Origin of the sequence: Nonomuraea sp. NPDC049028 (assembly GCF_043197735.1) — a bacterium.
Lineage (GTDB): Bacteria > Actinomycetota > Actinomycetes > Streptosporangiales > Streptosporangiaceae > Nonomuraea.
Map to the genome: position 1 here is coordinate 1 of NZ_JBICTR010000018.1, position 17,990 is coordinate 17,990.

At 65.7% G+C, this 17,990-nt stretch carries 15 protein-coding genes; 6 read left to right on the top strand and 9 right to left on the bottom strand.

What is annotated here, in order from left to right:
• Positions 1-131: 131 nt before the first annotated feature.
• The 5 genes from istB to ACGFJ2_RS51965 all read right to left on the bottom strand — a co-directional run bounded on the left by istB (position 132) and on the right by ACGFJ2_RS51965 (position 5,938).
• Positions 132-917 carry an IS21-like element helper ATPase IstB gene (gene istB / locus ACGFJ2_RS51945; RefSeq protein ID WP_393481518.1) on the bottom strand — a complete coding sequence of 262 codons (786 nt, stop codon included), beginning with the start codon at positions 915-917 and terminating at the stop codon, positions 132-134.
• Complete coding sequence (istA, locus tag ACGFJ2_RS51950) at positions 914-2,563, bottom strand: IS21 family transposase (RefSeq protein ID WP_393481847.1); 1,650 nt, start codon at positions 2,561-2,563, stop codon at positions 914-916. Before istA ends, istB begins: the two co-directional genes overlap by 4 nt.
• A 212-nt stretch (positions 2,564-2,775) precedes the next feature.
• On the bottom strand, positions 2,776-3,864 hold the full coding sequence (locus tag ACGFJ2_RS51955) for an MFS transporter (protein ID WP_393481521.1): 1,089 nt from the start codon (positions 3,862-3,864) through the stop codon (positions 2,776-2,778).
• Complete coding sequence (locus ACGFJ2_RS51960; RefSeq protein WP_393481524.1) at positions 3,858-4,067, bottom strand: hypothetical protein; 210 nt, start codon at positions 4,065-4,067, stop codon at positions 3,858-3,860. Before ACGFJ2_RS51960 ends, ACGFJ2_RS51955 begins: the two co-directional genes overlap by 7 nt.
• 1,295 nt (positions 4,068-5,362) lie before the next feature.
• Positions 5,363-5,938 (bottom strand): winged helix-turn-helix transcriptional regulator, encoded by a 576-nt coding sequence (locus ACGFJ2_RS51965; RefSeq protein ID WP_393481527.1) that lies wholly within the window; start codon positions 5,936-5,938, stop codon positions 5,363-5,365.
• 190 nt (positions 5,939-6,128) lie between these two features.
• Between ACGFJ2_RS51965 and ACGFJ2_RS51970 the strand changes: the two genes are divergently transcribed.
• The 6 genes from ACGFJ2_RS51970 to ACGFJ2_RS51995 all read left to right on the top strand — a co-directional run bounded on the left by ACGFJ2_RS51970 (position 6,129) and on the right by ACGFJ2_RS51995 (position 13,501).
• Positions 6,129-6,416, top strand: coding sequence for a DUF4287 domain-containing protein (locus tag ACGFJ2_RS51970; RefSeq protein ID WP_393481850.1), 288 nt, complete (start codon positions 6,129-6,131; stop codon positions 6,414-6,416).
• A 710-nt stretch (positions 6,417-7,126) separates the two neighbouring features.
• Positions 7,127-8,041, top strand: coding sequence for a YDG/SRA domain-containing protein (locus ACGFJ2_RS51975; RefSeq protein WP_393481853.1), 915 nt, complete (start codon positions 7,127-7,129; stop codon positions 8,039-8,041).
• Positions 8,042-8,235: 194 nt separating this feature from the next.
• Positions 8,236-11,301, top strand: coding sequence for a DUF3427 domain-containing protein (locus ACGFJ2_RS51980; RefSeq protein ID WP_393481530.1), 3,066 nt, complete (start codon positions 8,236-8,238; stop codon positions 11,299-11,301).
• 393 nt (positions 11,302-11,694) lie between these two features.
• Positions 11,695-12,111 carry an HIT family protein gene (locus ACGFJ2_RS51985; protein WP_393481533.1) on the top strand — a complete coding sequence of 139 codons (417 nt, stop codon included), beginning with the start codon at positions 11,695-11,697 and terminating at the stop codon, positions 12,109-12,111.
• Positions 12,112-12,802: 691 nt separating this feature from the next.
• The gene (locus ACGFJ2_RS51990; RefSeq protein ID WP_393481536.1) at positions 12,803-13,069 is read left to right on the top strand and encodes a winged helix-turn-helix domain-containing protein; all 267 of its coding nucleotides are present in this window, start codon (positions 12,803-12,805) and stop codon (positions 13,067-13,069) included.
• Positions 13,070-13,234: 165 nt separating this feature from the next.
• Positions 13,235-13,501 carry a hypothetical protein gene (locus tag ACGFJ2_RS51995; RefSeq protein WP_393481539.1) on the top strand — a complete coding sequence of 89 codons (267 nt, stop codon included), beginning with the start codon at positions 13,235-13,237 and terminating at the stop codon, positions 13,499-13,501.
• A 265-nt stretch (positions 13,502-13,766) separates the two neighbouring features.
• On the opposite strand, the gene ACGFJ2_RS52000 is transcribed toward ACGFJ2_RS51995, so the two are convergent.
• The 4 genes from ACGFJ2_RS52000 to ACGFJ2_RS52015 all read right to left on the bottom strand — a co-directional run bounded on the left by ACGFJ2_RS52000 (position 13,767) and on the right by ACGFJ2_RS52015 (position 17,962).
• Complete coding sequence (locus tag ACGFJ2_RS52000) at positions 13,767-14,111, bottom strand: hypothetical protein (RefSeq protein ID WP_393481542.1); 345 nt, start codon at positions 14,109-14,111, stop codon at positions 13,767-13,769.
• Positions 14,112-14,256: 145 nt separating this feature from the next.
• Positions 14,257-15,423 carry an imidazolonepropionase gene (hutI, locus tag ACGFJ2_RS52005; protein ID WP_393481545.1) on the bottom strand — a complete coding sequence of 389 codons (1,167 nt, stop codon included), beginning with the start codon at positions 15,421-15,423 and terminating at the stop codon, positions 14,257-14,259.
• A 41-nt stretch (positions 15,424-15,464) separates the two neighbouring features.
• Entirely contained in the window at positions 15,465-16,799 is a 1,335-nt protein-coding gene (locus ACGFJ2_RS52010; RefSeq protein WP_393481548.1) for a formimidoylglutamate deiminase, read from the bottom strand.
• Positions 16,796-17,962: an allantoate amidohydrolase gene (locus ACGFJ2_RS52015; protein ID WP_393481551.1), complete on the bottom strand. Its 1,167-nt coding sequence runs from the start codon at positions 17,960-17,962 to the stop codon at positions 16,796-16,798. The genes ACGFJ2_RS52010 and ACGFJ2_RS52015 overlap by 4 nt, the downstream gene beginning before the upstream one ends.
• Positions 17,963-17,990 lie beyond the last annotated feature (28 nt).

Here is a 17,990-nt window from a genome sequence, read left to right on the forward strand (position 1 = left end):
GAACATTGATCATGGTTCCAGCCCTCAAGTGCGGTCAGAACTCACGAACAAATGCGGTCACTTCTCACGAACGAAACCAAACGCACGGCCGTCGATGGCATCGGGTGGCGTGGATGGTCGGAGGCTGGGACTCAGGCTCCGCTTGCCTGGCGTGCGCGTGTCTGTGCGAGTCGGTAGGAGCTGGTGCCGGTCTCGATGATGGAGCCGTTGAAGGTGAGCCGGTCGACGATCGCGGCGCAGAGGCGGGGTTCGGTGAAGGTTTTGGTCCAGCCGCCGAAGCTGTCGTTGGAGGCGATGGCGACGCTGGCGGTCTCTTCGCGTTCGGTCAGGACCTGGAAGAGCAGCTGGGCGCCGCGTTTGTCGAGTTCCATGTAGCCGAGTTCGTCAATGCAGAGCAGTTCGTAGCGGCTGTAGCGGGCGATGGTCTTGTTGAGGATCATCTCGTCGGCAGCTTCGACCAGTTCGTTGACGAGTTTGGCGGCCAGGACGTACTTGACGCGGTATCCGGCCATGGCGGCCTCGGTGCCCAGGGCGATGAGTAGGTGTGACTTGCCGGTGCCGGAGTCGCCGATCACACACAGCGGGTGCCCGTTCTTGACCCATTCGCATTTGGCCAGGGTGTGAATGGTCGCTGCGGGGATGTCGGGGTTGGCCTCGAAGTCGAAGTCGGACAGCCATTTTTGGCGGGGGAATCCGGCGGCTTTGATGCGCCGCTCGGAGCGGCGGCGCTCTCGGTCCTCGCACTCGCCCATCAGCAGCTCGGCGAGGAAGCCGCGGTAGGTGAGTTGTTCGCGCTCGGCGGCGTCGGCGATGGCCACGAACTGGCTGCGCATGGTGGGCAGGCGCAGCATCTTGCAGGCCTGGTCGATCGCGGTCTCGGCGGCCGGCTCGGTGAGACCACGCTGGTGAATCGTCATGGGGTATCTCCCTGGCCGGTAGCGGGTGGACGAAAGCGCAGGAGCTGGTCGTAGGCGGCCACCGACGGCAGCGGTCGGCTGTCGGGTGGGAGCGCGGCCAGGCGCCGCTCGGTCAGCGAGGGCAGCGGCGACAACTCGGCCGGTTGGCCCACCGGGCCGGTCGGCGAGGAGGTAGTGGCGGAGGCCATTCCGGTCTCGGCGTGGGCAGCCTTGCGGGCCTCGATCGCGACGACGTCACTGGTCAATGCGCCGACCGACAGCGCGGTGGCGATGCCGTCGACGACGTGCCGGTGGGCCATGCCGCGATGGAGGAGTAGCACCTCGATCAGCGCGCGGGTGCCCTCGGCCTCGCCGTGGGCCTTGCGGACCGCAGCCCACCAGGCGTCATGGACGGTGGTGAAGGTTCCCAGCTGGCGGGCCTGCTCCAGCGCCGTTGACCCGGCCAGCGCGCCTGGTTTGCGCAGCAGAATCTCCAGATAGTGATCCAGCCTCAGCCGGGGCTTACCCCGGGCGATCAGCCGCTCGTGGCGGGCGACTTCGGTCTTGCCGTCGAAAATGACCAGTTCCGAGGCGTGTAGCAGTACCCGGACTTTGCGGCCCACCAGCCGTACTGGCACCGAGTAGTAGTTCATCCGGACGCAGACCAGCGAATGACGGTTCACATGGGGATGGAAGACGCGGCCCGTCTCGAATCGATCGTCGGGCAGCGGCCGCAGCAGGGGGCGCTCGATGGCGAAACTCTCGCTCACAGTGTGCGCACGCGAGCCGATCCGCCGCTGGTCATCGACGGTGTCCCACTCATCGATGGTGGCATTCAGCTCCGCGAGCGTGGCCACCACCGGGACCGGGACCAGGTGGTTGCGGCGGAATCGGCCCACCTCGCCCTCGACCCCGCCCTTCTCATGGGCTCCGCTCAGGCCGGGGCGGCAGTAGAAAACTTCCAGGCCGTAGTGCGAGCGGAAGGCGGTCCAGCGCTCGTTTTCCACCCGGCCGCGGGTGAAGCCAAGCACCTGGGCCACCGCGGAGGTCAGGTTGTCGTAGCGGACTTGGCCCGTCGGCAGGCCCCCGAGCACGTTGAAGGCGTGTTCGTGTCCTTCCAGGAACGCTTCTTGGCCGCAGGAAGCGGTCACGCGGTGCACCGCCTTGCCCGAGTACGACATCCGGAACACGAACATGTAGCACACGGTCATCGTCCCGGCCAGATTCACCCACACCTCGCCGAAGTCGACCTCGGCCTCGACTCCGGGCCGTTTCGACTGGGAGATGAACACCTCAGGAGCCGCCCGGCCCGCCTCAATGCGGATCTTCGGGCGCCGGTCGTGGACGTATTCGCACAGCGTGGAATAGGACACGCCTTCCATCTCGTGTTCGGCGACCAGTCGGTCGAAGATGCGCTGAGAGGTATGCCGCTGCTTACGGGGCGCGTCCAGGTCAGCCCGCAGGATCTCATCGATCACCTGCTTGTAGGGGTCCAGCCGTGATCGGCGCGGGAGCATCTTCTTCCTCGGTGACGGCCATGCCGAGCCCAGCGCGTCCCGCACGGTGCGGCGGTGCACCTCGTACTTGTCTGCGAGTTTGCGGATCGACAGGCCCTCAGCCCGGGCATCTCGGCGGATCGCCGCATACAACTCGACCTTGGTCTTCAGACCCACCACGTGCCCCCTCGCCATCGGGCACATCGAGAGTCTCACCACAAGCCTGCGGGTGGGGCCAAAACTCACCAGAACGCAATCAACCGATCACGCAGTGGGGCCAACACTCACCCGTAGATGGGGCCAGCTCTCACCCTTGAAACCACTCCGGCTTCTGACGGCTGCCCAGATCAAAGCCGTGGCGCGAACCAATGCCGAGACCACCTTCAAGTGACCCAGCCGGCCAGGTGAGTTCGAGGCCCGGGGCCGCGGCGACGAAACGACCTGCGAACGCGACCTCCGCCGGGGATGGGACCGGTGCGACAGAGGCGTCTGTTCAAGCCCCGGGCGCCGACACCACCTCGGCTGACAGGCGGGCCGAAAGTCGAGCACCCCGAGCGCGGCCAAGCCCACCAGAACGGCCAGCACCAGCCACAACAGGCCTGGAGCGGCGCCGAGCACGGCCGAGAACCCCGCGGGCGCGACGATGGCTGACACCGCCCAGGTCTGCTGGTAGATCGCCAGATAGCGGCGCCCGCCGCGATCGTCCACGAGGGCGTGGTGTGCATGAGCTCGCCCAGAGTGAGCAGGAGCGTGGCCGCGACCAGGCCGGCGACGCGAGCCGGTCCGGCCGGGAGCAGAACCACCGCCCCGAACCCGGCGCACGCGGCCATCATGACGACACCGCTGAGCGCCATGGCGTGCGTACGGCGGGCATGGCGCTGCCACCGCCGCACCGCGAGCTGCCCGGCCGCCACGAGAATCGTGTTGATCGTGTACAGGATGCCCAGCCAGGCCAGGGACACGCCGAGCACGGTGACCGCGTAAACCGGCATGGCTACCGGCAGGATCAGATGGATCAGGGTGAACGCCTGCTCCGCCACCACCAGCCCGATGAACAGCCGGTCCGCGAACACCTGCCGGTACCCACCCGGCTGCCAGATGCCCGGCGCGGCCGCCGTCTGCTGCCTCGGCAGGGCCAGGCAGCCGGCCGCCACGGCGAAGCTGGCCGCGTTCGTGAACGCGATGACGGCGAATCCGGTCTCACCGGCCAGCGACACGGCGCCCGCCGACAGCAGCCCGCCCAGGCCGAAGGCGGCATTCCTGGTGGTCGCCATGAGCGTGTATAGCTGGTCCCGGGCCGCGCCCTCCGCCAGCACGAAGATGTAGCTGCCTGAGGCCGGATAGTAGGCACGGTCGCCGATGGCGATCAGCGGGCCGAACCAACCCACCAGGGGATAGAACGCGAACGCCAGCATCCGCAGCACGTAGGTGCCGATGAGCACGCGGCGCGCGTCGAACCGGTCGATCAACACACCCCCGCCACCGGATTGGCGGCCAGCCCGACAATCGCCGCCATCGTCACCCCCAACCCGACCGTGGTCATGGGCAGGCCCGTGACCTCGTGGATGAACAGCAGGGTCAACGGCACGTACAACCCGTTGCCGAGAGCGTCGACGAACATCCCGACCAGGAACGGGCACGCGCCGACCACGCGAAAGGCGGTGGCGGCAGTCATGGGGAGAACTGTGGCCAACCACGGCCAGAACGGCATCGGCCGCAGGCCCGTGCCTCCTCGGCCTTTGGACCTAGGCCGTTGTTCTTCGACTCTACTAATTCATTGACCTATCGCCCTACGAGGCAAAACAGAGATAGGGCCGGTCATAATACTGAGCAGCCATCAACGAATCGCCTCTGCTGCGGCCTCATTGTCAGATTGCGAGGATGACCAGGGCGCGACTGCGGCGTTTCGCGTCCGGGATGTCCGGCGAATGTCCGGTCAATTGCCTGTTCCGCAGCTTCCCTGAACGCTAAATTTATGAACATGGAGATATTTGCATCGAGAAAAAGTGGGGCTGTAGCAGTCGCGTCCGGCGCACTCGTCTTCCTCGCGACAGCACTCTCCACAATCCCGGCGACGGCCGCAGATACCTGCGACAGGGGGTATGTTTGCATGTGGCCTCTCCCGAACTTTCAGCCGCCCGATGACTCAAGATGGACGTACAAAGAGCCGAACGGGACGTGCGAGCCGCTGGGGAGACCGGCGAATTCCTATGTCGCCAACTACGGTGAGGGTTATTGGTACGCAACCACCAACTGCACGGGGAGTCTGGTGAAGACCTTCCGTCAGGGCACCCAAGGCAATATCGGATTCCCCGCGAGAAGCCTGAAGTGGGCATGCGTGTCGTGCCGCACGGCGAACTAGAGAAATAAGGAGGGCACGGGTAGTCGGTCGGAACCTGCATCAGGACGATCCACAGCTCGATCAGCTCTACCGCAAAAGGGGACCGTATCCGGGCATTGGGCGCTGTCCCGTACTTGCGCAGCAGCCGACGGCTGCTTCCAATCCGTCGTTCACAGTCACATGCGGAGGTGGTTGGCCGCCCAGCAACAGCTACCAATACCATTCCAGCTATGACAGCCCCAATGCGTGCCTGAAATGCACGGCTGCGGGTGCCATTTACGAGGCCACCGGGAAGTGGCTCGCCTACTGCTGGAAAGTTTACTCGGGTGGCCAAATCGCTTGGGTTGACCTCTATCTCTTCTGCGTGGCTTGCAGGAGCGCCGACGCGGCGGAGGAACAGGCCAGCTGACTGTTCAGCTCTGCAACATGTGACGCCCGCCGGCGATGACCTCCAGCAGGCGTACGAGGACTGCCTCCGTCGCCGACCCCCTCTGCGATTTTGCTGGTGAGAAGCAGCAGCGTTTGCCGGTCAGTTTGGGCAGCGCCGGGCGCTTGTCGGGCCCGGAATGTCGATGCGAAGTAGCAGCACCAAGAGACGATCGAGGGTCATTTGGTGCCTTGTCTGTTGATCAGAAACGAAACATCTCAGCGAACCGGCTGAGAAGCGCGGGATCACCTTCCATGCGCATGCTGCCGTCGTGGAGTACTTCGTCTGGGGTCTTGCTGCCACTCATGAGTTCGCGGATCGGGTGGCCGGTCAGCCGTTCGATGACGAGGTCGGGCGCGGGGTGCGGGCCGAGGCCGACCATCAGCACCCCATCGGTGATCTGCAGGCCGAGCGTGAAGTCGCCCATGCGGACCTCGTAACCGACGGTGACCTTCTGGGCTGCTTCCGGCCGGTAGGTGGTGCGGAAGGACATGGCGATTGATTCGGCGGTGACGACTTCGCCGGGGCGGGGTTCGGTCATCGTCCGTGCGCCCCACCGGCCCAGCGCGATGAGCGCCGGTTCCAGATCGCGTCCGTAGCTGGTGAGCTCGTAGACGACTGCGCGGTCGGGATGCGGCAGCGCGCGGCGGGTGGCCAGGCCTGCCCCTTCGAGCTGCTTGAGGCGGGCCGACAGGATGTTGGTCGGGATGGCGGGCAAGCCTTTTCGCAGGTCTGTGAAGCGCTGGGGTCCGGCGAACAGGTTGCGGATGATCAGCATGCTCCACCGTTCGCCGATCATCTCCATCGCGCGGGCCAGGCCACAGAACTGTCCGTACTCTCGGGACGCCATGGTGCAGATCTTAGCTCAAACTTCAGTTGACAAACCATACTTGCAAAAGACAAGCTTGCTGCTCGCCGGCCGCAGAGTCGGCGGCCACCCGGCCGATCCCCGCAGAACGGAGAAACGCATGTCGTTCCAGGCGTACCTCGACAACATCGAGGACAAGACCGGACTGACACCGCGCGAGTTCATCGCCTTGGCGAAAGAGCGCGGCTTTGACGACCCGTCCACGAAAGCCGGAGCGATCATCGACTGGCTGAAGCGGGACTTCGACCTCGGACGTGGACACGCGATGGCGTTGGTGCACGTGATCAAGAAGGGCTCGAAGATCGACGCCAAACACGTCGGCAGTGCGGGTTCCCACCGCGATGAGAACGACACATTGTGGCTGGACGGCAAGAGCAACCGGCCGTGATGAGCCCTTGCGGACGCGATAATCGCATTCGGCCATCAGCAGCCCAGCCAGGAAGCCGAGACAGCGTGGTCCCGCGGCGCGGCGGCGCTTGCCGACGTTGTCGCGGACCATCCGGTACGACACCTCGGCTGCGCCGTTCCACCGTCGTGCCATCCATGAGCCGCTCGTTGCCCTCGTCCCCGACCGGCACTCAAGGGCAACGACCGGGCGGCCGCGGTCGCGGCTGCGTATGAGACCGGCCTGCTCAAGCCGACCCAGTCCTGAACGACCCTCCGCCGCGCCAGTCTCATCGCACTTCGCCGCGCAGGATCCTTTCGTAGAGACCTCTCGCGGCCACGGTCAACATCCACGCGGTTTCGTGAGTGGTGCCCTCAGCGCGATCTGTACGGCGTACGAACCCTTGACCACCGGCGGCGCACAGCTCGTACAACGTCCTGTTGCACTCACAAGAGTGCGAGACTACGCGGATCCACCGCGCCCGACTGGTCGGCTCGGGCAGGAGAGTTCGACTTCTTCGATTAGCAGTCATCCAACTCGAACTTCTAAGACTGCTCCGGCGAACAGACCACCTTCCCCCGACCGTGTCACATCACAGAGGCAAGCAGCCACCGACGACGTCAGCTACGTGGGCTTTTATGCCAATCCTGATGGCCAACACAAGATGATCCGCCACTTTGGAACCATTTGACGCTGATATTAGTTATGTCGGCATGGCGAGGATCTTCGGGCACATTCAGGCCCAACGAGTAGGGTCGACGTACGTGAATCGACGGGCACTACACGATGCGGGCGTCCATGCTCCGCTCCAGGCAGGCATCTCGGGAACTGGAAAAGACGGCGCTGACTCCATCGTGGTCTCCGGCGGGTACGTGGACGACGAGGACTACGGCGACACCATCGTCTACACAGGTCATGGCGGTCGCGACGCAGACACAGGCCGGCAGGTCCGCGATCAGGAGTTATCCGATCCCGGTAACGCCGGGCTGGTCCGCAGCGAGCTCGAAGGGCTGCCCGTTCGTGTGGTCCGAGGCCGTAACGCGGCCTCGCCCTATGCTCCTGCCTCGGGACTCAGGTACGACGGACTGTTTCGTGTGGAGTCCCACGCCGCGAGGGTAGGCATCGACGGATTCCGGATCTGGCAATTCACCCTGGTCAAGATCCCAGACGAGGCGCCTACGACAGCTACGCCGCCTCCTCTTCAGGGCGCGATCGATATGGGCACAAACGCCCCGGGCCCTGCCTCGGTGATCGAGACCGTAATTCAGCGAATCGTCCGCAGTAGCAAGGTCGTTCAGCAGGTTAAAGCCTGGTACAACCACGAGTGCCAAGTCTGTGGACTCGCCATAGAAGTGGCCGGCGGCCGCTACAGCGAGGGAGCCCATATTCAGGCCCTCGGCAGACCCCACCGCGGCCCCGACGTTGTCGAGAACGTCCTCTGCCTCTGCCCAAACGATCACGTCCGGTTCGACAGCGGAGCTATTTACCTGTCTGATGATCTCAAGGTGATCGATGCGCGAACCGGTCAGACCACGGGGGCCCTCACCGTGAACCGTCCGCATCGGATCGATCCGCAGTATGTGGCGCACCACCGTGCACGTTGGACAACAGGTACGGCTCGCGAGTAGGTCTGCCTACTTGATGCCGATCATCCGAAAATCGGAGCTAGTCTGCGAATGGCGTTCGGTTGCGTGCCATGTAACTCCAAAGTTGGATTAGCCTCGGTCTTTGGTGATCTCTCTATGGTCGCCCGAGGTGTTCGGCTACCGAGCTGATCCGCTTATACCCTCACATCACCTTGCCGCGCCCTATAGTCGCGGACGTGAGCGATCTCCAGCCGGGCGTCTACGAGCACCTAATAACCCGTCAAGTAGGCGCCCTGCTACGCGCAGTACCCGACCGCGAGCTCATCGACCGACGATCCTTGGACATCGCCGACTCCCACGAGACGCTGGCGCGGCATCTGGCCGCACTGACGCGCCGGGCGCTGCGCGCCGTCCGAGGGGAAACAGACGCGGCACGGCTGGCCCGGCAAGTCGAGATCGTCAACCGTATCGCCGATCTAATCGGCGACCTGGTGCCCGAGGCCGCCGCGCCTGAAGAACTCGTGGAGGCCGCCGAGGAGCTACTCGGCTTCGCCAGAAGCCGGGACGTAGCCGGGCAGGTGCGGTTTCCCCCGCGTCCAGTAATTCCTCTTACAGGCAGCGCGTTGCTGGTAAACGGCAGAGGCCAACCAGAGATCGGCCACGAGCTCAAGCACGAGCTGGCCTCTGCAGATCGCGTGGACCTGCTGTGCGCCTTCGTGAAATGGAACGGCGTACGAGTGCTGGCAGATGCGATCGAGGAATTCTTGGCGCGCGGCGGGCAACTGCGGCTGGTGACCACAACCTACATCGGCGCCACCGACCGCCTCGCAGTGGACCGGCTGGCTGCCATGGGCGCCGACATCCGCGTCTCCTACGACACCCGAATGACCCGCCTACACGCAAAGGCATGGCTGTTCCACCGGAAGTCAGGCTTGTCCACGGCCTATGTGGGCTCCTCGAACCTGTCCAAGACGGCTCTCAGTCATGGCCTGGAATGGAACGTACGGCTCGCCCAGGCAGAGCAGCCGCATCTTATCGACACCTTCGCGGCCACCTTCGACGACTATTGGGGCGACCCTTCGTTCGAGCCGTACGACCCGGCGCAGGATGCCGAGCGGCTCGATCGTGCATTGTCGGCCGAACGCTCCGGCAGCGGACAGGTCGTCATCGACTTCGCCCACGTCGACGTTCGCCCATACCCGTACCAACGCGAGATCCTTGACGAGCTCGCCGCCGAACGCCAGATCCACGACCGGTGGCAGAACCTGGTGGTCATGGCCACGGGTACCGGCAAGACCGTGGTCGCTGCCCTGGACTATCGCCGGCTACGTGACGCCGGGCAGGCTGACTCGCTGCTGTTCGTCGCTCATCGTGAGGAGATCTTGCGGCAGAGCCTGCTCACCTTCCGCCAGGTGCTGCGCGACGAGACATTTGGCGAACTGTACGTCGGCGGCGCGCGCCCCGAGCAATGGCGGCACGTGTTCGCCTCGATCCAATCTCTACACGCCAACCCACTGCCAGGGACGGATGCGTTCGACGTATTAATCGTGGACGAATTCCACCATTCCGAGGCTTCGACCTACAGGCACTTGCTGTCCACAGTCCACCCGAAGGTGCTGCTTGGCCTCACCGCGACGCCAGAGCGCACCGACGGGCGAGACATCAAGCACTGGTTCGGCGGTCGGATCGCGGCCGAACTGCGGTTGTGGGAAGCGCTCGAGCGTAGCCTACTCGCCCCGTTCCAGTACTTCGGCATCCACGACGGCACCGACCTGCGTCAGATCGGCTGGCGTCGGGGACAGGGTTACGACACAGGCCAGTTGTCCGGCGTCTACACGGGCAACGACCGCCGGGTGGCTGTTGTGTTGGAGTCGCTCAATCGCAAGATCGGCGATGTCGGGCGGATGCGGGCCCTCGGGTTCTGCGTAAGCATCGACCACGCCCGCTTTATGGCCGACCGCTTCACCCGAGCAGGGCTCCCCTCGGTTGCGGTCACGGCGCAGAGCTCGCCGGACGATCGTGCCCAAGCGTTGCGCGACCTGAGAGCACGCCGGATCAACGCAGTGTTCACGGTTGACCTCTTCAATGAGGGCGTCGATGTTCCAGAAATCGACACCGTACTCTTCTTGCGCCCCACCGACAGTGCCACCGTCTTCCTGCAGCAGCTTGGCCGTGGTCTGCGGCTGTCCGACGACAAGCCGTGCCTAACCGTGCTCGACTTCGTTGGCAACCAGCACAAGCAGTTTCGCTTCGACCGGCGTTACCGGGCTCTCACCGGTGCCAGTCGTACCGGAATCGCCCGCGAGATCGAGCAGGGCTTTTCCACCCTGCCCGCCGGTTGCGTTATTGACCTGGACCGCGACGTGCGACACCTGGTACTTCAAAATGTACGGCAGGCACTCAGTCTGAACTGGAAGGACCTGTCTCGCGAGCTGCGCGATCTCGGCGATGTCACGCTGCCGCGGTTTCTCGAAGAGACCGGACTGGATGTGGAGGACCTCTACCGGCGGCGACAAGGATGGGCCTCGCTGCGCTACGCGGCGGGTCTCGAAGCGGATACCCCCAATGAGCAGTTGGGCCGCGCCTTCGGCCGGATGCTGCATATCGACGACGTCGAGCGTCTGGCCTTCCTGACTGAGGTGCTGAACGGCCGAACGCCGCGCTCGCCCCGCGAGCTGCGTCTCCTGGCCATGCTGGATGTCATGTTGTGGGGCGGTACCCAGAGTGCCTCCGGCATGGAGGCCAGACTCGCGCAGCTCGCCGGCGCTCGGGCTACGGAGCTTCGAGAACTGGCGGGCGTACTGCACTCAGGGATCCGTCATGTCGCGCCGCCGTTGGACCCGATCGTGCCTTTGCACGTCCATGCCCGCTACAGCAAGAACGAAGTCTTGGCTGCCTTCGGCGTCGACAAGCCCGCCCACATGCGCGAGGGCGTCAAATATGTCGAGGAGCACGGGGCGGATCTGTTCTTCGTCACCATCGACAAATCTGAAGACCACTACTCCCCCACCACGCTGTACCACGACCGGGCGATCAGCGAAGAGCTGTTCCAGTGGGAATCGCAGAGCACCCTGCGATCCTCCGCCGCAACCACTCGCCGCTACGTATCCGGCGAGTCCACCGTTCATCTGCTGATCCGGCAGTCCAAGCGGGACGAAGGACTGGGCGCGCCGCCGTACACCTATGCCGGTCCCATGCGTTACGTCAGCCACGAAGGGGAGCAGCCAATCCGTTTCGTCTGGCGTCTGGACCGCTCGCTCCCGCCCGACGTGTTCCACTATGCGAAGGCCACTGCCGGGTAAGTCTGACGGCGTACGCATGGCGAGTTGGCTGGTCATGACTGGTGTCCTCGCGGCGCTCCAGTCAAGAGCGCCGTAGTGCCGGCGGCGCACACCAGGGCCTACCTCTGCGGCCCGACTGCCTCGCGCTATCAGTGATCAACTGTTCAGCCAATGAAGGAGCTTCCGTTCAGATACACCAGTCCAATGACCCGATGCTCGCTGAACTCAACAGCTCTACGGGTTAGCCGAGGGTGTGTCCAGTTACGGCTCTGACACGAATTCGGTGGTGACGGAACACACAGGCTGGCAGGTTGACTTTGCCTGCTTCGAAGATCTTGAAAATGAGATGGATGTGCTTCCCCGGCGGTGAAGCCACAGACAAGATGCGGGAAGATCGGGAACATGCCGATATCCATGCCATCCGCGGACCGGTGTCCCTTCTGCGACTATCTCGCCGGACTGAGCCCCGCCACCATCCTGGACCGGAGGGAGAAGGTCGCCATCCTGGTCACCCGTTGGCAGCGTGGGCAGGGGCACGTGCTGGTGATCCCGATCGCTCACCGCCCGACGGTTATGGATGTGGCCCCGGCGGAGGAGCAGCAATTGATGAACGCCGTGCGGCGGGCGGCCCGGGCCATCACAGCCGCCTACGACCCTGGGGGCATCGCCGTTTGGCAGAACAACGGGGTGCCCGCGCACCAGACCGTCCCCCATGTTCACTTCCATGTCGCCGGCACTCTGCCCGACGGCGGCACGCGTTCGGGCGAGGTCCCTCGTCTCGACCTCGATGAGACCGACGGGATCGGCAAGCGCCTCAGCCCTCATCTCTGAGCGGGCCCGCGTGTTGACCGCTGATTTGCATCGCGGCGCGCAATGGAGCAAGAGCCCTCATCGCTAGCGGCTGTGTCAGCGAGAGGGCGGCGCCGGTGAGTTACCGCGCCTGACCACACAAGATACGCAGCCACAGACCCTCGGCCTCGCGCGCGGACATCCAGGCACTCTCGACGATGGCCTGTGGGGCCTCCTCGGAGATGCGCCGGACGAACCACAGCCCGCCTGCAGTGCACAACTCAAAGTACGGCTGCTGACAGATGCAGGTGTGCTGACGCACCCGCACTCGGGCGGCACGCGGCAGAGCTGGTTCCCATCCCACGGACTCGACCTGCGCGTTCGCAGCAGCCGCATGCAGCCCGTGGTAGTCGAGGTGTGACGTCCAGGTGACCATGGACATCACACCCGGACTTGCTGGTCATGAAGCAGCCGAATGTGGCTACGTCGTCGGCGCTCACCGTCTGCTGGAGCCCCGCATCGACTTGGGTATCGCAGAGTCGGACACCGCGCCTGGTCGCGTAGAACACGCCCGCGTCGCTGCGAGAGAACGACCAGGCAGGGAACGTGACGCGAAGTGCGTCGAGGTCGTAGCCGTGTGAGGTCATGAACTCAGCGTAGAAGCGAATGTCTACCCTTGTCTACCCACGTAGGCAAACGTCGACCTTCCGGCAGCGTTTCCTACCGTTGACCTATGTTTGAGTTCGAGCCGGACAGGCCGAGGTGGCAGCAGGTAGCGGACGTAATTCGAGAGCGCATCGAATCCGGTACGTATCAGCCCAAGTACCTGGTCTCTGAGCTCTCTCTGGTGCAGGAGTTCGGCATCGCCCGCGACACCGCGCGTAAGGCCGTACGCGCCCTGCGTGAAGAAGGGCTGATCTATACAGTCCCGCACATGGGAAGCTTCGTCAGTGTGCCCAGCGAGGGCAAGGCTCCCGAGGACCCGGCATCTACTGGCTAAACTCTGATCGTGCCTGCCGTTGCAGTCCGTGCCTCTGGGTTCTGACATGCAGTCCCTCTCTCCCCTCTGTTGAGGGTGTGCCGTACCGCTGACCGGAGGGCCCGACCCACTGGGGCTCTCGCCTGCGTGGTGCTGCACGCCGAAGGACCGAAGGAGCCACAGGAGATGAAGACCTTCACGGTGACCATCGCCGGCACGGAGCGGTTCGACGGAGAGGCGCCCTACACCTGGGTTGTGGAGGCGACTGATGTGACGAGCGCCATGAACAAGGCCTTGGCCAACCACGCCCTCTTGCAAGAGCAGCGATTGTGTGACCTGGAAATTGATCCTCTGCACACGTTCGAGGGCCTTCCCCCTGAGAACTGCGGATATCACTGGAACGACCTGCGACCTGCTGCCCTGCGAGCGGACGGCGCCGATGGACGAGATTGAGTGCGCGATCAGGTCATTGACTCAAGGGTGAGGATGCCCATGGAGCCCGGCGTGACCGGTAGCAGCGGCCTTTCCGGTCTGAGGTTCACGGTCCAGGTGAACGCGCGAACGCCCAGCTGAAGAGCTGGAAAATCCTCCGGAAGCCATGTTGCGGCCCGAGCAAGGCCAGCCACCTCTGCGAGGCCATCGCCGTCCTTCAGAACCACCGTGTTGCACAGGCCGCCTAAGCATGAGAAGGGTTGCCTGATGTAGAGGCTCGGCCTGTTCAAGTTAGCGTGCAGGGCGTGTTGCACACTGGGCAGTAAGCCCGTTTAGCGTTCGAGCTGACCTCGACATCACACCGTGCGCAGCGCCCGTCTTCCCACAGCCCTTGCTCGGGTCCGAGACCACCGTCGTAGTAGTCCCGATCGGGCCAAGCCACCAGCGTCACGTCGATGCCGACAGGCTCCTGCTCGTAGGTGGTGGCCGTGGCCAAGACCAGCATCGTGCGCAAACCGTTGCGGTCCTCGGCATGCTGGGGCAGGACGCGGCCCAGCACGTCGACCAATTCGTGCACGGGTAACTGCGCGAGTTGCTGGGCCAGGCGAACACGGTCCTCGTCGGTACTCACCCGAGCGACCGTAGCTCAACCTGTCGGGCCACCGCCCTGAGTAACCGGATCCGCTTCGGCTTCCACTACTTCAACAAAGATCCGAACGTCTACTTCAACGAAGAGCCGAACATCATCGCGACCGTAAGAGTCCTGTGTAGATCGGTCAGGACACCACTTGGCGGCCGTGCTGCCAGACAGCGGAGATGAGCGGAACGCCCGGTCGATAGGCTAGATGGACGTGCGAGGGAGCATCCAGCAGCATCAGGTCGGCGCGTGCGCCCACGACTATCCGGCCCACGTCGTCGCGCCGCAGCGCCCGCGCACCGCCCAGTGTCGCCGCCCCCACCGCCTCATCCGGAGTCATGCCCATCTCCCGAACCGCCAGAGCGATACAGAACGGCATGCTGGTGGTGAAGCTGGAACCAGGGTTGCAGTCGGTCGACAGTGCCACCGTCACGCCCGCGTCCAGGAGGCGGCGGGCGTCCGGGTACGGGGCTCTGGTGGAGAACTCGGCTCCCGGCAGCAAGGTCGCGACCGTGGTCCCCGAGGCCAGGGCGTCCACGTCCGCGTCGGTGAGGTGGGTGCAGTGGTCGGCGGAGGCGGCGTCCAGCTCGACGGCGAGTTGGACGCCTGGTCCATGAGTGAGCTGGTTGGCGTGGATCCTGGGCACGAGGCCGCGCTTGATGCCGCTCTCCAGTACGGCCCGCGCCTGGTCGCCGTCGAACGCCCCCCGCTCGCAGAAGACGTCCACCCAGCGGGCATGGGGAGCGCAGGCGTCCAGCATTGCGCCGGTCACCAGCTCCACGTACGCATCGGAGTCCTGCTCGGCCGGTACGACGTGTGCGCCGAGGTAGGTCACCTCGTCTGTGTGCTCCGCGGCGATGCGCAGCAGGCGTGCCTCGTCCTCAACGGTGAGGCCGTAGCCTGATTTGCACTCGATGACCGTGGTGCCCTGCCGTAGCGCCTCGTCCACCAGGCGGGCCACCCCGGCCGACAGCTCCTCGTCGCTCGCCGCGCGGGTGGCCGCCACGGTCGTGCGGATCCCGCCTGCGGTGTAGGGCAGGCCGCCCATCCGTGCGTCGAACTCCGCCGTCCGGTCGCCCGCGAAGACCAGGTGGGCATGGGAGTCGACGAAACCGGGGAGCAGTGCCCGGCCGCCTGCGTCGTACATCCGATCCGCCGCCGGAGCCCGCGAAGCCGGCCCCACCCAGGCGATCTCTTCGCCGGAGATGACGACGGCGGCGTCCGTGATGAGCCCGAGCGGACCCTCACCCAGCAGGGGGTCGTTGGTGACCAGCGTGGAGATCCCGGTGATCAGGAGGCTTCCCATCGGGCCGCCAATCGCGTGCGAGTCTTCCGCAGCCGCGCGAGTCATGCCGCCACCCGTGAGAGAGCCTGCCGCAGCGCGCCCCCGACGTCGGGAACAAGCTGGTGGACGCCACGCCGTACGATCACTCGGCCGCCCGCGACGACGTCGCTGACGTCGGCGGAGGTCGCCGCGAAGACAGCAGTCTCCGCACCGTGGAGCGGACCCGCGGTCCGGACCGAGTCGAGGGAGATCGTGACGAGGTCGGCGAGCGCGCCCACCTCCAGCCTGCCTGCCTCCGGCCAGCCCAGGGACGTGTGGCCGTCGGCGGTGGCGGCTCGCAGGAGCGCGTCCGCCGTCCAGTGGCCGCGGCGACGGGTGCGCAAGCGCTCGTTAAGCTCCATTGCCCGAGCCTCCTCGAACAGATCGATGACGGCCTGGCTGTCGCTGCCGAGCGACAGCGGCGATCCCGCGGCCTGCACCTCGCGAGCGGGTCCGATACCGTCGGCGAGATCGCGCTCGGTCGTGGGGCACATGCACACTGTGGTCGTGGAGCCACCGAGCAGCGCGATGTCCTGCGAGGTCAGGTGTGTGGCGTGCACGGCGGTGGTACGCGGCCCGAGCAGCCCGTGGTCGGCGAGCAGGCGCGTTGGCGTGACGCCGTACGCCGCCAGGCAGCCTTCGTTCTCGGCGGGTTGCTCGGACACGTGCGCGTGGATCGGGGCGTGCCGCTGCGCCGCCCAGGCGCCGACCACTTCGAGCTGGTCGGCGGGAACGGCTCGGACCGAGTGGACGGCCGCGCCGACGCGGGCGTGATCGCGCTCCTTCAACCCGCTGACCCGCTCGGCCCACGCCTCCCCTGAACCGTCGCTGAATCTGAGCTGGGTCTCGTCCGGTGGCGCGCCGAACCCCGACGAGAGGTAGCAGGTGTCGAGCAGCGTGATCCGGATGCCAGCTTGGGCGGCCGCCTCTATGAGCGCCTCTCCCATCGCGTTCGGGTCGTCGTAGGCGACGCCTCCGGGAGCGTGGTGAAGGTAGTGGAACTCGCCGAGGCAGGTGATCCCCGCGAGGGCCATCTCGCCGTAGACGGCCCGTGCCAGCTCCAGGTACTCGTCGGGGGTGAGGCGCGCCGCGACCCGGTACATGGTCTCGCGCCAGGTCCAGAAGGTGCCGCCGCCGAGCTGCGTGGCCCCGCGCAACGCCCGATGGAAGGCGTGCGAATGGGCGTTGGCCAGCCCGGGGATGACCAGGCCGTCCAGGACGACGGCGTCGCCGGGCGCGCTGCCCGCTTGAAGGGAGACGATACGGCCCGCCGAAACGTCGATCAGGACCCCAGACTCCAGCGCGCCAGACCCCAACGCACCGGTCCACGCGTACCTCGCCCAGAATCGCCCGTTCACAGCAGGTCCTCCAGAACGGTGGCCAAGGCGGCCACGCCCGCGAGGCAGTCAGCCTCCTCGGCGTGTTCCGACGGGGAGTGCGAGACGCCAGTCGGGTTCCGTACGAAGAGCATGGCCGTGGGGATGGCCGAAGCGAGAATGCCCGCATCATGCCCCGCACCGGTCGGCAGGACGGGAACCCCACCGAGCCGAGCGGCTAGCCGGTCCCTGAGCGGCCCGTCGAATTCGACCACCGGGGTGAACGACTCTCGAGTGACCTCCGCCCCCGACTGGTGAATGATCTCTTTCACCAGCATGTCGAGGGTGGCGGAGTCGGCGGCACGCGAGTCCAGCCAGGCGGTCACCCGGGAGGCGATGGCGTTGGTGCCGTTGGGCTCGACGGAGATCTTCCCGAAGGTGGCGAGCGCCCCGGCGAGCCTGGCTTGCTCGCGGGCGTTCAGGACCGTGGCGGCGTAGGCCAGCATCGGGTCGCGGCGGTCCTCCAGGCGGGTGGTGCCCGCGTGGTTGGCCTCTCCATGGAAGTCGAAGCGCCAGCGGCCGTGCGGCCAGATCGCCGACGCGACGCCGACCGGCGCGTCGCCCAGGTTCCTGCCCTGCTCGACGTGGAGTTCGACGTACGCGGCGATGCGCGCGAGCCGCTCGTCATCGCGGCCGATCATGGCGGGGTCGTGCCCCGCGCGCTCCATCGCGTCGCCGAGCAGGACGCCGTCCTGGTCTCTGAGAGCCCGAGCGTGATCCGGGTCTAGAACCCCCGCCATCAACCGGGACCCGACGCAGGCCACGCCGAACCTGGCACCCTCCTCGTCGCCGAAGTTGACGATCGCGAACGGGCGCCCACCAGCGGTGCCCCGGTCCCGGAACGCGCCCCGAGCCCGAAGCGCGTCCAGGGCCGCAAAAGCCGACACCACGCCAAGCGGCCCGTCGTACGCTCCCCCATCAGGCACCGAGTCCAGATGGGAGCCAGTAACGATGGCGTCCCCCGCCGAGGGGTCCCCGTACCAGGCCCACTGGTTGCCGTTCCTGTCGACCTCGTACGTCAAACCCCTCTTGAGAGCCTGCTCCCTGAACCAGGCCCGGCACTCGCCGTCGGCCGCAGTCCAGGCATGGCGGCGATATCCGCCGGTCGCGTCATATCGCCCGACGGGCAGGAGCTCACGCCACATCCCCCGAAAATTTTCCTCGACCTGATCG